Below are 14,506 nucleotides of genomic sequence, written 5' to 3' on the forward strand. Positions count from 1 at the left end.
TGGCATGGGAATCATAATAAAAGCGATGGAAACAGACAGTGAGAAAAAGGGTAAAGCATATGTGCATTGGAAATCCTGGCACGAGTCCTATGAAAATATTGTAAGCAAAGACTATTTGAACAAGCTCACGCTGGAGAAGTGTGAGGAATGGGCTTTTCAGTGGCCTGAGAATACATATGTTGCTTTGGATGGGGATAAGGTTGTTGGATTTGTCTGCTACTTTGGAAAAGGCAAAGATGCTCCGGGAGTTGGAGAAATTAACGCTATCTATGTTTTATCAGATTATTATGGCACCGGAGTTTCTAAGAAACTCATGGATGTAGGTCTTGAACACCTGAAAGACTATCATACAAAAGAGCTGTGGGTACTTAAGGACAATCCTCGAGCTATCAGCTTTTATAAGAAATATGGTTTTAAAGAGGATGGGACACAAAAAGAGATTAAGAGTCTTGGTGCTACAGAAATAAGAATGGTTAAATAGTTATATGATGATGGGTACCGGTGTTTTAGCGGTACCTTATTTTTCTTTCACATGCGAAATCTTATTTCATAGTGCAGATGTAAATTATTACAATCTGGGCGTTAATTATTACAATTACCATTTTCAAGCGTATATGGATGCTATAATTTCTTTGTGCATATGAGAGTACATTTGACCTAAGGGAGAGGTAATGAATACTTACAGGATAGCAATATGTGATGACGAATCACTTACATGCCAGGAAATAAAAGACATTCTGGTAAACAATTCGCATCAGATTGGTGTGAACTTCGACACAGAGATTTTTTATACAGGCGAATCACTTATAGAAAATATCAGATGCGGAGCGGCATGGGGGATTTTCTCCTGTTTGATTCAGATAACAGAGTGAAAAGAGAAGTATTTTCTTTGAGCTGGTTCGTGGGTACTATTGCTGTTAATGAACTTTTACATATGCCGGCCATAAATCTCATTGTAAACATTCTGCTGATGATACTAATAGCAAGTGTATATAAGGGCAGTCTGCTAAAGATAATACTGGTAAGCATGATAATTGCTGTATTAGGAGCTGCCTGCGATATGCTGGCCTATGCAATAACTACACCTTTTTTGAGTAGCTCTGATTATTTCTACAGTCAGCCATTTACGGTAATCTTCCTGCTTATATTGGAAAGAATCCTGGGGGTTACAATCCGCAAGGAAAAGACCTGGGATGTAGTCGGAAAAGAGATGATTGTCCTATCAGGATTCCCGGTTATGGCGGCGGTGATCTTATACTGTGTAACTGCTATGGAATCCGGAATTTACAGATTGATTGCCTGTATATGTGTTGTCGGAATATCAGCGCTGTCCATCGTATTGTACAACAGACTGGCTATTAATCTCGGAGACAAGATGAGGAAAATATACCTTGAACGAGAGGTTGAAGCTTACAGGCATGAGATGGAGCTGATGCGCATTTCAAACAGAAAAGAAGAGAATTTCAGGCATGATCTCCGCCATCATCTGTTTGAAATAGAAGGCTTGGCAAAGCAGGGTGAAGATGAAAAGATCTGTTCCTATATAGAGGAATTAAGAGGGACATTTGCTGATTCAAAACAACTGGTACATACCGGTGAGTATGAAACCGACAGTCTTATCAACTATCTACTTGATAATGCCAGGAACCATCAAATAGAAGTTACCTGCGATATAAAGATTCCGGAGGACATGGATGTATCCAGATGCAAGCTTAATGTAGTTGTTGGAAATCTTCTGGAAAATGCGATAGATGCTGCGTCAAAAGCAGAAGATAAAAAGCTCTTCCTGACTATGAAATATTCAGGGGGAATGCTGTTTTTGCAGATCAAGAATACATTTAGCGGAATAGTAAATATCGATAATGGGCGTATTCATGGTAGAAAGAGCAAAGACAGTCATGGGATTGGACTAAGAAGCGTTCAGGATCTGGTGAATGAGCAAAATGGAACACTTGAGATATCAGTAGAAGAGAACATGTTTGTTGCTGAGGGAATGATTCCGATGGAGTGAGAGGAATCATTATGAAGAGATAGATATTAAAAAGCTATGGAGGGGATATATGAAAAATTTGATTTTTTGTATTGTTGGAATATGGATTATTATATTTGTTCTTTTATGTCCATTCCCACCACTATTGGGGATACCCGGATTGGTATGGAGGGCTATTATAGGAATACTGGGGTGTGTTATTTGGGGTTCCGGCTTATATGGCAGAAGAAAGTCAGAAAAGTAGAAAGTGTAGAAACGGGAGGAAGTAGCCATGTGGCTTGAGGATGAATACAAAGAAAGTAAAGATAATCCATTACACAAGGAGTTTGGGATATGGAGTAACACCAGATATATCATAGGTAAGATGCTTAAGTACAAGCCGGATGTAGTAGCTCTTGTACTGCTTGGGATGATTTGCTCATCTGTTCTTTCTTATTTTTGGGGGATTTTTAGTAAATATGTAATTGATATTATTCAGATGGGACTTCCGGAAAAAGAGGCTATGGAAAGACTTGTTAAGCTGATCTTTGCCGCAGGATTTATCGCATGTCTTCTCAATATAGGAAGCGTTTTATCGGATTGTCTTGTCTGGTACAGATTTATATATGTACGCATGCATATGATCACCGAGAGAATAGCAAGAGTTCTTTCACTTAAATATGAACTTATTGAAAGACCGGATGTCCTTGATGTTGCAGAGCGTGCAGCCCAGGCGACAGGTGGCAACATGAACGGCGTTGAGGGTATGATGCGTTATATGCAGCAGCTTCTTACCAGTCTTTTTACCGTAGTGGTCACATTTGTGGCAGTTATGGTTTTGGACTTCAGACTAATTCTGGCGCTGATAGTCCTATGCGTTATTCAGTTTTTGTATTATAGGAAAATAGTTGAGAAGGACAAAAAGGAGGTTTGGGATAAGCTCTCAGGTTCATGGAGAAAAACTGATTATATGGAGAGAGTAACCCAGTACTGTGACCATGCCAAGGAGATCAGGCTCTTTAATCTCTCTGAGTTCCTTTCAAAAAAGCAGGAGGAAACATACCTTGATAAAGAGGAAAAAATGGACCTTCATCATGAGCTTTGGTTCAAAAACTCTTTTGTTACACAGATAGCGAATGTTGTGATCAAGGCGCTGATATATGCGGTACTGTTTTTTGCTGTATTTACAAAAGACTTGTCTGTAGGAAATTTCACATTGTTTTTGTCTCTATCAATGGCTTTTTCTCAGGCACTTTTAAATCTCCTGCAGCGCTTTGGAGATTATAAGAAGGCATCACTGGAAACTGATGATTTCAGATCCTTTATTGAGCTTGATATAGATGACGATGAAAAAGACTGCATAGAGATTCCGAAGTCAGACACCTACGAAATTGAATTTAAGAACGTATCCTACAAGTATGCCAAGGCAGAAACCTATGCTCTTAAGGATCTTAATCTGAAGATTCATCCGGGAGAAAAACTTGCTGTGGTAGGACTAAATGGCGCAGGGAAGACTACAATGATAAAGCTCCTCTTAAGACTCTATGATCCCACAGAAGGTGTTATTACCATCAATGGTACAGATATCAGAAAATACAGGAGAGAAGATTATTACAGACTATTTGCTCCGGTATTTCAGAATGTTGAGATATTCGCATTCCTTATGTCTGAGAATATCGCCATGTATAGCAGGGAGGAGCTTAATAGAGATAGGGTAAAAGAGTGTGCAATTTCCGCCGGCCTTGAAGAAAAGTTAAATTCACTCATAAAAGGAATTGATACACCGCTTACAAATGTTGTAGAAGAAGATGGTATCGATTTATCCGGTGGCGAAAAACAAAAGCTGGCTCTGGCAAGAGCTCTGTATAAAGGCTCTAAGATAGTTGTCCTGGATGAGCCTACATCTGCCCTTGATGCCATTGCTGAGCAAAGGCTCTATGAGCAGTTTGATGAAATGATCGGAGAAAAGAGTGCAGTTTATATCTCACACAGACTTGCTTCTACCAGATTTTGTGACAAAGTAGTTATGTTTGAGAATGGAAGCATGGTGGAACTTGGAAGTCACGATGAGCTTATGGAGAAGAATGGAAAATACGCAGATATGTTTAATGTACAGGCTCAGTATTACCGTGATAATGAGGAAGGTGAGGAAATGCAACAGGAGGTAGAGAAGGTTGGCTAACTTAAACAAAGACAGTAAAGAAAATGTTTCTGCTCTCCATAAGATACGAAAAGTTGTAGCTCTTTTATTTTCGACAACATATAAAAAATACCCGGGATTCTTCGTGTGGGAGAGCATAAAGGCAGTTTCACAGATTCTCCAACCCTTTGTGGCAATTATAATTTCGCCTCTAATAGTTGATGAGATAGTAGGTGATAGAAATTTAAGCAAACTGGTTATTCTGGCAGCAAGTCTTATTATAGGTGAATTCGTTATTTCAATGGTTACCAGCCGCAGTAATACTGTACTGAGTAAATACCAGCAAAGACTTGATGACTATTTTTCAATACTCATGGGGAAACATTCCATGGAACTGGATTATCAGCTCACAGAGGATAAAGAGGCTCTGGATCAGATTGAAAAAGCAAGAACAGGAATGAGCTGGTACTCAGGGGGAGTTTATGGCATTTCTGAAATCCTTTTTATGTTCATTACCAACATAGTCAGAGCCATTGGATTTGTGGTTGTTATAGCTCTTCATGCACCGCTCCTGCTTCTTCTTTTGGCTATATACTCGCTGGTAAATCTATATGTGGTTTCCAAGCAGAATAAGATAGAAATTGAAGCTTTTGGAAAACTATCCAAGGTAAATAGGCTGTTTGGCTGGGAAATAGTAGATCCAAGATTTGGCAAGGATATTCGTCTTTATGATGCTCAGAACCTTATGCTGGACTGCTGGAAAAATAATACAGATAAGAGCAATAAGCACTGGAGATGGCAGGCAGTAACCCAGCTTCCATATAGTATTGGTGTTAATGTAATATCTGCTATAAAAGGTGCTGCAGCATACTTTTATGTAGCTCTTTTGGCTATAAAGGGAGTCTATGGTATTGGAACCTTAGTGCAGCTAATCAGCACAGAAGCAGCTCTCAACGGAACTTTGAGCGGACTTGTTTACAATGTGACGGAACTTATCAAGGATTGCAACTATGCCTATGAGTATGTTTTATTTATGGAATATCCTGAGGCTCTTCCCAAGGGAGAAAAAGAGGTTTCTAAAAAGCCCCATGAAATCGAATTCAGGCATGTTTCTTTTTCCTATCCGGGAACTGATAAAAAGATCCTTGATGATATCAGTATTAAGATTAGACCCGGTGAGCATTTGTCTATTGTGGGTCTAAATGGCGCCGGCAAAACCACATTTATTAAGCTGCTTTGCAGGCTTTATGATCCCACGGAAGGTCAGATTCTGGTTGATGGAATAGATATAAGGGACTACGATTACAGGCAGTATATGAAGCAGTTTGCGCCGGTATTTCAGGATTTTAAGCTTTTTTCTTTTCCTATAGACGAGAATATAGCGTTTGATAGCCTTGATGAGGGCAAGGTTGATGAGTATATTGACCTTGTAGGACTAAGGGATAGAATTGATGAGCTTGAAAAAGGCGCAAAGACTAATTTATTCAAGTATTTTGATGAAAAGGGAATAGAACCTTCCGGAGGAGAACAGCAAAAGATTGCAATTGCAAGGGCTTTATATAAGAATAGCCCTGTAGTTATCCTGGATGAGCCTACCTCTGCCCTTGATCCATTGGCTGAATACGAGGTTTACAAACAGTTCCACACCCTTGTGGGTGGTAAAACCGCTTTTTATATTTCGCACAGATTATCAAGCTGCAAGTTCTGTGACAGAATAGCAGTTTTCTCTGATGGACATATTGCAGAGTACGGCACACATGATGAGCTCATAAAAATGCGAGAGGGTATATATGCCACCATGTTTGAGGCGCAAGCGAAATACTATAGGGATGTGAGTGCATAAGAGAACTGTCTACAGGACCTTTTGGAGATGAAGTTCATAGCATATTTATAATCAACTCAATTATGAAAATGGATTTGGTTGTATGTATAACGCAATCCCCATTCATTTTTTTCATCATTAAGTTGATATTTTTTAGTCCAATTCCGTTACTTGAGTTTTTATTTGCATTGGCAGAAACTGTATTTTCAACAGAGATACAGAAAGTTTTCCCATCACATTTGGTATCAAGATATACAGGCTTTGTTTTATCCGCATACTTAACTATGTTTGACTGGATGTTATTCATAATTCTGCCAATGTAATCAAAAGATACGGATACGTTCTGATTTGGCCATGATAGTTCCTGCACTTCTACAGAAAATCCTTGCGTACCCAGATAATTACATAGTTCTGAAAGATAATCGCTAAATGCATATTCTACCGTAACTACTTCAAATTTGTCTTTCTCTCCGGAATTAATCAGGAAAAAGTCAAACAACTGATCTGACAGATTCTTTATCTCAAAAGCCTTTTGTAATGCTTTATCGGAATAACCAGATACATTTTCCAGGTTATCCTGTCGTTTGACTATTTCGATGTAAGCCATAAGGCTTGTCAGAGGCGTCCTGAGATCGTGGGCCATGCCAAGAACAAGATTATCCTGTGCCTTTTTCATCTTAAGCTCATTTTCTTGTTTTTCTATTAGATCAGTACGCATGTGCTCTATAGCACCGGCGAGACTTGAAATCTCATCATCACCCATGACACGGAATGAGGCATTTTCGAGTCCGGAATTCATTTTGTTTACTTCATTTCCAAGTTCTACGATATAAAGTACTTCCTTTTGTATTCCAAACAGAACTATTACAAAACCAGCACATCCGCTTAGTAGGGCAGATATTGCATATGCTGTGAAATAGTATTTCCGTTCAACATTCTTGTAGATGAAAACATCCGCATCACCATCGGCAAATCTAACATTGCTCATATATAGTCTGGTGTAATTTAGTTGTTCGGATTCTGTATCATCAAGAGGAATCTTGCCCATATACGCATTGTCATAAAGAAGAAGGTTTTCTCTGGATATAGTAAAATAGTCGACCTTGTTTTCCTCGGCCCAGTCACGGATTGCAAAAGTTTCTGTCGCCTTTAAATTTTTTTCTGTTACGTAGTATTGAAACCGGCTTACCAGAGGGTCAGATATGTCTTTTCGAAAATTGGAGTTTTGAAATATGTCATCCAGAATATAATTTGTTGTGGAGAAGAGTATAAAAAATAATGTAAGCGAAGCTGCCATGCTTAGAGCAAACAATATCATTATTTTCTGTGTAATGCTTCGTGTCTTAGTTTTAGCCAATTTTGTAACCCTTTCCCCAAATAGTTAAGACTCTGCGCGGTTCCTGTGGATTTTTTTCTATTTTTGTTCGTAGTTTCCTTATATGAACCATTACAGTATTTGATGAATCCTGGAGATATGTTTCATTCCATACTGCTTCGTATAATTCCTGTGCTGAAAAGATTTTGTCCGAAGTGCTGATCAGAAGTAGTAAAATCTGGTATTCAGTTTCTGTGAGCGATACTTCATTTCCATCAATGAACACCTCGTTTTTGCATGTGTTTATTTTTATACCATTGTGATCAAGCCATTCTTCACTGCAGGTACTAATGCGAGATGCTGATGAGTCGTATTCCTTATGTCTTCTTAGCATAGCGTGTATTCTTGAAGATAATTCAACATATGAAAATGGTTTTACAAGATAGTCATCTCCACCGAGAGAGAACCCAAGAACCTTATCTTCTTCAGCAGATCTGGCAGTTAGAAATAGGATAGGGACAACAGAAATTTTACGGATTTCTTCGCAAACCTGATAACCTGACATTCCGGGAAGCATTATGTCAAGAATTACAAGATCTGTATTATCAGTTAGCATAGAAAGACCTTGTTCGCCGGAAGCGGCTTTTAATACCGAAAAACCTTCACTTCCAAGAAGAATTTCCACACTATCTCTTATGCTTTCATCGTCTTCAATTATCAGTATGGTCTGTGAGCTCATAACGTGTCCTTATTATGGTTTTTCTTTACTATAACATAGATTTTATACGACTTTGGAAAACTTAAGAATTATTAAGATTTATCTGAAAAAATAGATGATAATATGAATTTAGCAAGGATCTCCATTCCCACCATTATTTGGAATCCCCGGTTTGATATGGAGAGCTATTGTAGGAACGATGGGGTGTTCTATTCTTATTTGGGGATTATATGGCAGAAGAAAATCTTAAAATAAGCAGATTTTGTGTCCCGAAATAGGATGCTCACGCGTTATATAAATGAGGGGATTAAAGATACTTGAGAAGGGAAAACTTTGCCAGGAGGATTTACATGAAAAATATATTTGCAAAAGTTAGGTTTATGGCAGTTTTAATCGGCATCATCGCGGCATTTATGATTTTTACATGTACAAGACCATCTAGAGAAAAACAGATAGTAGCCTTTGTAAAAGAGAACGAACCTCAACTTACAGATATAGCTCAGAACATGATTGATGGGGATTTGTCTAAAAAAACATTCAAAAAGGCTAAAATGGATGGGGTTTTCAGAAATTCAGAGAGTGAAGAAATTGTTCAATTTACGTATACAGGAAAAGGAATAGTTCCTGCTTCCAAGTATTATGGCTTTTATTATTCTCCTTCAGATCAGCCACAAGCTTTTCAGAATGTTGAGGTCAATTTGGAAGCAGAAAATGGCTACTGGAAGTGGCATGACGAAGGTGATAATGGCGGAATAACTAAGAAAATTGGTAACGGCTGGTATTATTACGAAGCATGGTTTTAATAATGACATTTCCTGATTAGTACAGTCTTGTGTAGAAAGTTAGTTGTTCATTCTAAAGATCAGCGGAGGGAATAATATGCATACAAAAAAGCTGGTAGGAATCTGCTTGGGGGTAGTTGTGGCAATTACTATAACAGTAGTGTCATTTGGGGAGATGTCTTCCAAACCAGAGCCGTTAACTAATGGTTCTGGTTTAAATAAAGAAGTTACATTTGATGACATTAAAAGCTGTGGATGGGTTTACTGTTTTTAAAAGTCGATACTTATGGCATTACATAACGAGATTGAGATAAGGATTTCAAAATGGGAGAAAAGGGGACTATGAAAAAGAGTTTTGGGACAAGTGTATTAGCTATGGGCATGATATGTACCATGACTATCCTTGGTGCATGTGGAAATAAGGAAAATGTTGCTCTGCAGGAAAACGCTGATTCTGAACCTGCGATTGACAAGGATCATGTATATCGGTGGGAGGACATCGACTTACCTATAAAGGATAGTAGTTACTGCATTAGCAGTTGCAGCACAGAGGACAGTTTTTTCACACTGATAGGCTACTACGAAGGGAGCGAAGCTGCTCCGGAGATAATGAAGGTTGATTATGCTTCCGGAGTTGTTACTGAGCTTCCGCTTCAATCTGCCTATAACATCGCATACAGTGAGATGACAGCTGACGAAGACGAAAATCTGTATCTGATAAAGACAGTTTACACCGATGATTGGCTGGAAGCTTATGAAAATGAGGAAGAGATTGCCTACTCGGAAAAATTTCGTGCTGACAACACTACTTCTACTATTGTAAAACTTTCAGCAGAAGGGGATATTATTTGGGAAAAACCGCTTACAGAGACAGACTCTAAGAAGACAGTAGGGAGCATGGCCTATGTTAAGGGTAGGGGAATCCTGACCTATAGTAGAGGCGCATCTTCATTTTATGATGAAAACACCGATGAAGGAGAAGAAATCATAGGGGGAAATGATGATTCTTCTGATGATTACTACTTCGGAAATCTATATACGCTGCGAGATGGCAACGTATATCTATATGACAATTCCTACAATGAAAATGGTCTTATTATTAAAAAATTCAACCCGGATACGATGGATTTTGATGAAGAGGTTTCTATTCCAAACGATGCTCAGAATGGGAATAGAATCTATCCAGGAAAAGCCTTCGATTTTTATGTTGAAGAGCGCTCCGGAATAAAGGTCTTTAATCTTGGGGACGAGCAGATGACGCTTGTCTGTGACTTTGAGTCATCGGATATAGTAATAAATTACCTGACATATATCGGGGATGATGAAAACGGAAAAATCTTTGTAATAAATGAAATGCCCGATGAAGGATCTGAGCTTGCAAGTTTGACAAAAATCAATCCATCAGAAATTACGGAAAAAGAGATTATCACAGTTGGAACCATTTTCATTTCTGATGAGGTCAGAAAGCGGGTATCTAAATTCAATAAGAATAGCGAAAAATACAGGATTAAACTGATTGATTATGCTAATGAAAGTGGGGGGACTGATTTATCAGGATATTTTGAATGTGTAGATAAGATTGGTCTGGAACTGGTTCAGGGGCAAGGCCCGGATATTATGGTGGTTTACCATTCTGCAGCTCTTCAGAATTATGCGAAGAAAGGTGTGTTTGAGCCTCTTGATTCATATTTTGAAAATGATCCTGATATTAGCATCTCTGATCTTTTACCCAATGTGGTCGATGCCACAAGAGTAAATGGAGAACTGTATACTGTTGTTCCGTCTTTTTATGTGAATACCTGTGTTGCAGCTAAAGATAAGCTTGGAAATCAGAAGGTCACACTGGAGAATTATAAAGAAATATGCGAAGCAAATGGTATTGATCCTGTTGTCGGAATGGGCTATATGACAAGAGATGCAGCCACGGACTTCTACGAAACCACAGGAAGCACTTTTATTAATTATGAAAATGGAACCTGCAGTTTTGATTCAGAGGGCTTTGTTAATCTTCTGAAATTCATTAATCAGTTTCCGGAAGAAACAGAAGATGATGAAGATAACGATGAGTGGGAAGAATACGAAACATACTTCAGGCAAAATAAAGCTCTTCTTTTGGATTATACCCTGGCATCTTTTCAGGACTATAAGCTGCTGCTTGATGGATACTTTGGCACGGATGTAGAGTTTAATGGTTATCCAACAAATGATGGAGGAAAATCCTTCCTCTCCATGGGAATGCAGATAGCAATGAACCACAACTGTAAATATAAAGACGCTGCCTGGGAATTCATGAAGTCTTTTTATGACTATGATTATCGAAATAAATTACAAAGGGATTTTCCAATAAAGAAAAGTGCTCTTGAAGCGATGGCGGCTAAAGCGCAGGAAAGACCTTACTATACTAATTCAAAGGGCGAAGAAGTATATACGGGTGATATCCTTGGGATAGGAAATGAGGAATACCAGCTCGATGAACTCTCTAAGGAAGAAACAGAAACCGTGATAGATTTCATTTCATCGGTGACGGATGTATCAACTAATGAAATCCAGATTGAAAACATAATAACCGAAGAAGCCGGGGCTTACTATGAGAACCAGAAATCGGCGGAAGAAGTAGCCGATATCATCCAGAGCAGGGTTAGCATTTACCTTAGTGAGAATAGATGATGGTCGTAAAGTAGGGGAAAAGGTATGGTAAAGAGCTTTTGGCCTAGGAGAATCACCATTGGGGCAGTATTCATCATGCTTTTACTGAGTGGATGCGGAAATAGTTCATCAGAGCAAAATGTAACTGAAGATCCTGAGGATATAGAATCATTAACAGATGCTACACCGGTTACAGCAGATGAATATGGGAAATATATAGAAAAACAGTTATCAGATGTAATAGCGGAACAGCTAAACATAGATGATGCAGAGGTTGAAACTGTTGTATCTGATGATTTAGTGGTGCAAGAAGTTACTATTGATACCGGGGCATACGGGGTATCTGAAGATGATAAAGACAATTTAATAAAGCAGATTAAGGTGCTATGCGGTAACGATGTTAGCATTACCTTTGGCCAGGACAAAGGTGAAGCTCCATATATGAGCGATTATGAGGTACTGTGGGATGAGCTTCGAAACAGTTATCCTTACCTGCCATGTCTTGAAGATAAAGGCATAGATGTTGATGAAATATACGACAGATATGCTGAGAAAACCAAGGATATTACAAAAGAAGATGACTTCTACGGCATGTTACAAAACATGTTAGCTGAACTACAAAACTTTGCACATCTGAATATCGCTTCACCCGAGGATTATGCATCTTTATATAACATATTTGTAAATGATGATTATTACAGAGAAACTGAGAGGACATATTACGAGATAGTCACAGATCCAAAACTTTCAAAACGTTATAAAATACTGGAGTCATCAGAACAATTTGTGCAGGATACTCAGGAGCAGTTTCCGGATGTCTTTATGCAATATATCGCTGATTGTAAGGCATTGTATATTAAAATTCCATCTTTTCACTACGAATTGGTGGACAGGGATAGTAACATAGTTTATGAAGGGTTGGAAAAATATCCTGATGCAGAGAATATAATTTTCGATATTACATTAAATGGTGGCGGAAGTGATGGATACTGGATGGAAAATCTTGTTGCACCTTTTGGTGGTACATATGAGTTTGGATATCGGTCTTTTTTTAAGTCTACGCCATTAATCAATAAGTATTATGCGGATTCTGAATCAAAACCTGTTTCTGAACTTTCAGACGCACCGGAATGGGCTTCAGAGTTGGGGCTTGACCGATATTATACGAATACATGGACTCTTTCAGAGGAAGACTTTGATGGAGAGATAATTGATAGGGACATAAAGAAATGGGTTCTGATAAGCAACAGAGTGTATTCAGCTTCGGAGAAATTTGTTTGCTTTTGTAAAGCTACCGGATGGGCGACATTAGTAGGAACAAAAACCTCAGGTGATGGCTTGGGACCGACACCGGTGATGCTCCTACTTCCTGATTCAGGATTACTAATACGATTTTCAGGAAATGTTGGAGAAAATCCTGATGGCAGCATAAATGCAGTAGCCGGGACAAATCCGGATATCATGTGTATCAAGGATGAGACACCGCTTGACCGGTGTCTCGAGGAGATACGAAATAAATGATTATATGAGATATACGAGAAATATATTGGAGAGGATTGGGTATGAGAAAACACAAAATTAAGGCAATAATAAATTCACTTGAGGGAATCATTTTGGATGATAAGAAGATTTTGCTGGGGATGAGTAAAAGCGAAGTCGTCAGCCTTCTTGGAAATGCAGATATATGGGAGAACCGCTATTATTATTTTGATAGTGATCTTGCTATCGATTTTGATGAAAGTGACAAAGTTCAGTTCATAGAATTTCTGGGTGGAAAAAATGGATGCATAAAACCATATATTTATGGTATGGCTGCTTTTGATAGCGACGCTGATGACTTGGTTGAGGTTTTGAAATCCCATAACAATGACAGAATTGATTATGATGAAAATGGATATGCATATAACTTTAATGAAATAAGCATTGGTATTTCCAGAGAGTCAACTCCAGAGGGGGTTCAGAGAGATATTGAAGAAATGAAGGCAGACGGAGAATATGATCAGGACTATGTTGATTCAGAGCTCGAACTTGCCAGACATTGGGCTACAATAGGTATGGGAAGACTCCATTACTATGAATAAAGAATCAGCATAGCCATTCAATTAAAGAATGTAGAACGAGAGAGTTGGGTATGAGGCAAATAACGCAGAGAATGATCCAGAGGAGATTTATGCACAATCCATAGTAATTTATAACGTGGACACTCATCATCAGGAATATGTCTCTTTGCCGGAAGATTCAGATGGATATGAGATTCCTGAAGCTGGTTTTTATCTTGTATACAAGTTTGATGATGGGAAAATGATAGATATTACAGATAAACTCAGTATAGATAATCCGGCATCTTTTGTCATCGAAAGGGAGAGATGGAATGAAGAAGAGTAATTACGTTTTGACTGTGATATTGGTATTTGGGTTGGGGATGCTTGTTGAGAATATATACATGAACATCCTTATGTATAATAGGCATCCTGAGTATTATGAAGTCTTATCTGCCCCGTGGTATACATACGGGATACTACCATCAGTAGTAGAATACATATTGCTTATTATTGTTTGCCTGGTTGTAAGGCTGATTCTTAAATGGGTTTCTCAAAACATCAAAACGGTGTAAGTACTGATTACAATTTTAATACGGGAGGGAACACATGAAAAAATCAAATGTAGTAGCTTTTGTAGTAGGGTTATGTATGTTCGCAATTTTTGTAATTTTTATGAATGGTTACTGGGATGAAATGTTGTTAATAGCACTTGTTCACAGCTTGGATTTGCCATCTCTTTTATGTGTGTTGGGGATACCGCTTATGATTCTTGCAGCAAGCGGAAAAGTCGGTCCGTTTTTTAAGGCTTTAAAAAAGGATGGAAGTGATTCATCTAAGCAGGAGTGCCTGTCTGCTGTTAATTGTGCAATCACCGGAGTGATCATTTCTGGTTTAATAGGAGGAATAGTTTATGCACTTTGTTTCTTGGTGTATGGAATTGGCTCAGACTTACTTGATGATGGAAGAATAATTTGTATTTTATTGCCACCGTTTTATGGATTTATTATTACTGCGATTTTGCTTCCTATTAAATTCCGTTTGGCTTAATTTGAAAAGATTAAAGAGACAGAAA

Annotated in this window: 16 protein-coding genes; 14 read left to right on the top strand and 2 right to left on the bottom strand. The window is 38.3% G+C overall.

Features of this window, described 5'->3' with window-relative positions; all coding sequences use genetic code 11:
* The first annotated feature begins 4 nt into the window (after window positions 1-4).
* The 6 genes from G622_RS0114265 (at window position 5) to G622_RS23070 (ending at window position 5,952) form a co-directional block, all read left to right on the top strand.
* A complete protein-coding gene (locus G622_RS0114265) occupies window positions 5-481 on the top strand; it encodes a GNAT family N-acetyltransferase (protein WP_026511264.1) in 477 nt (158 codons plus the stop codon).
* 190 nt (window positions 482-671) lie between these two features.
* Window positions 672-872 carry a hypothetical protein gene (locus G622_RS26195; protein ID WP_026511265.1) on the top strand — a complete coding sequence of 67 codons (201 nt, stop codon included), beginning with the start codon at window positions 672-674 and terminating at the stop codon, window positions 870-872.
* A gap of 17 nt (window positions 873-889) precedes the next feature.
* Window positions 890-2,011, top strand: coding sequence for a sensor histidine kinase (locus G622_RS0114275; RefSeq protein WP_196814223.1), 1,122 nt, complete (start codon window positions 890-892; stop codon window positions 2,009-2,011).
* A gap of 49 nt (window positions 2,012-2,060) precedes the next feature.
* Complete coding sequence (locus tag G622_RS25830) at window positions 2,061-2,234, top strand: hypothetical protein (protein WP_155831501.1); 174 nt, start codon at window positions 2,061-2,063, stop codon at window positions 2,232-2,234.
* 27 nt (window positions 2,235-2,261) lie between these two features.
* Complete coding sequence (locus tag G622_RS0114285) at window positions 2,262-4,151, top strand: ABC transporter ATP-binding protein (protein ID WP_026511267.1); 1,890 nt, start codon at window positions 2,262-2,264, stop codon at window positions 4,149-4,151.
* Window positions 4,144-5,952, top strand: coding sequence for an ABC transporter ATP-binding protein (locus G622_RS23070; protein ID WP_049945881.1), 1,809 nt, complete (start codon window positions 4,144-4,146; stop codon window positions 5,950-5,952). Before G622_RS0114285 ends, G622_RS23070 begins: the two co-directional genes overlap by 8 nt.
* A gap of 34 nt (window positions 5,953-5,986) precedes the next feature.
* Here G622_RS23070 and G622_RS0114295 read toward each other — a convergent pair whose 3' ends face one another.
* Together G622_RS0114295 and G622_RS0114300 are read right to left on the bottom strand one after the other, a co-directional pair.
* Complete coding sequence (locus G622_RS0114295) at window positions 5,987-7,288, bottom strand: HAMP domain-containing sensor histidine kinase (protein ID WP_026511268.1); 1,302 nt, start codon at window positions 7,286-7,288, stop codon at window positions 5,987-5,989.
* Window positions 7,281-7,985, bottom strand: coding sequence for a response regulator transcription factor (locus G622_RS0114300; RefSeq protein ID WP_026511269.1), 705 nt, complete (start codon window positions 7,983-7,985; stop codon window positions 7,281-7,283). Before G622_RS0114300 ends, G622_RS0114295 begins: the two co-directional genes overlap by 8 nt.
* Window positions 7,986-8,314: 329 nt before the next feature.
* Here G622_RS0114300 and G622_RS0114305 point away from each other — a divergent pair, with 329 nt between their 5' ends.
* From G622_RS0114305 to G622_RS0114340, 8 genes are all read left to right on the top strand, one after another.
* Complete coding sequence (locus tag G622_RS0114305; protein ID WP_026511270.1) at window positions 8,315-8,767, top strand: hypothetical protein; 453 nt, start codon at window positions 8,315-8,317, stop codon at window positions 8,765-8,767.
* A 76-nt stretch (window positions 8,768-8,843) separates the two neighbouring features.
* Entirely contained in the window at window positions 8,844-9,020 is a 177-nt protein-coding gene (locus G622_RS25835; protein WP_155831502.1) for a hypothetical protein, read from the top strand.
* 68 nt (window positions 9,021-9,088) lie between these two features.
* Window positions 9,089-11,413, top strand: a complete 2,325-nt coding sequence (locus G622_RS0114315) for an ABC transporter substrate-binding protein (protein ID WP_026511271.1) — start codon at window positions 9,089-9,091, stop codon at window positions 11,411-11,413.
* Window positions 11,414-11,437: 24 nt separating this feature from the next.
* Entirely contained in the window at window positions 11,438-12,913 is a 1,476-nt protein-coding gene (locus G622_RS0114320; protein ID WP_026511272.1) for a S41 family peptidase, read from the top strand.
* Window positions 12,914-12,954: 41 nt separating this feature from the next.
* Window positions 12,955-13,473, top strand: coding sequence for a hypothetical protein (locus G622_RS23075; RefSeq protein WP_049945882.1), 519 nt, complete (start codon window positions 12,955-12,957; stop codon window positions 13,471-13,473).
* 145 nt (window positions 13,474-13,618) lie between these two features.
* Window positions 13,619-13,777 carry a hypothetical protein gene (locus G622_RS0114330; RefSeq protein WP_155831503.1) on the top strand — a complete coding sequence of 53 codons (159 nt, stop codon included), beginning with the start codon at window positions 13,619-13,621 and terminating at the stop codon, window positions 13,775-13,777.
* On the top strand, window positions 13,764-14,006 hold the full coding sequence (locus G622_RS0114335) for a hypothetical protein (protein ID WP_026511274.1): 243 nt from the start codon (window positions 13,764-13,766) through the stop codon (window positions 14,004-14,006). Before G622_RS0114330 ends, G622_RS0114335 begins: the two co-directional genes overlap by 14 nt.
* Window positions 14,007-14,040: 34 nt before the next feature.
* Window positions 14,041-14,481 (top strand): hypothetical protein, encoded by a 441-nt coding sequence (locus G622_RS0114340; protein WP_026511275.1) that lies wholly within the window; start codon window positions 14,041-14,043, stop codon window positions 14,479-14,481.
* Window positions 14,482-14,506: the final 25 nt, after the last annotated feature.

Source organism: Butyrivibrio sp. LC3010, from assembly GCF_000424385.1.
In the GTDB taxonomy this organism is placed as follows: Bacteria; Bacillota; Clostridia; order Lachnospirales; family Lachnospiraceae; genus Butyrivibrio.

What these genes read in the sequence shown, in the direction of transcription:
- G622_RS0114320 (WP_026511272.1), top strand. Translation starts at nt 11,438, where the DNA reads ATGGTAAAGAGCTTTTGGCCTAGGAGAATCACCATTGGGGCAGTATTC.
- G622_RS0114300 (WP_026511269.1), bottom strand. Translation starts at nt 7,985, where the DNA reads ATGAGCTCACAGACCATACTGATAATTGAAGACGATGAAAGCATAAGA.
- G622_RS0114305 (WP_026511270.1), top strand. Translation starts at nt 8,315, where the DNA reads ATGAAAAATATATTTGCAAAAGTTAGGTTTATGGCAGTTTTAATCGGC.
- G622_RS23075 (WP_049945882.1), top strand. Translation starts at nt 12,955, where the DNA reads ATGAGAAAACACAAAATTAAGGCAATAATAAATTCACTTGAGGGAATC.
- G622_RS0114285 (WP_026511267.1), top strand. Translation starts at nt 2,262, where the DNA reads ATGTGGCTTGAGGATGAATACAAAGAAAGTAAAGATAATCCATTACAC.
- G622_RS0114335 (WP_026511274.1), top strand. Translation starts at nt 13,764, where the DNA reads ATGAAGAAGAGTAATTACGTTTTGACTGTGATATTGGTATTTGGGTTG.
- G622_RS0114265 (WP_026511264.1), top strand. Translation starts at nt 5, where the DNA reads ATGGGAATCATAATAAAAGCGATGGAAACAGACAGTGAGAAAAAGGGT.
- G622_RS26195 (WP_026511265.1), top strand. Translation starts at nt 672, where the DNA reads ATGAATACTTACAGGATAGCAATATGTGATGACGAATCACTTACATGC.
- G622_RS0114315 (WP_026511271.1), top strand. Translation starts at nt 9,089, where the DNA reads ATGAAAAAGAGTTTTGGGACAAGTGTATTAGCTATGGGCATGATATGT.
- G622_RS25835 (WP_155831502.1), top strand. Translation starts at nt 8,844, where the DNA reads ATGCATACAAAAAAGCTGGTAGGAATCTGCTTGGGGGTAGTTGTGGCA.
- G622_RS25830 (WP_155831501.1), top strand. Translation starts at nt 2,061, where the DNA reads ATGAAAAATTTGATTTTTTGTATTGTTGGAATATGGATTATTATATTT.
- G622_RS0114340 (WP_026511275.1), top strand. Translation starts at nt 14,041, where the DNA reads ATGAAAAAATCAAATGTAGTAGCTTTTGTAGTAGGGTTATGTATGTTC.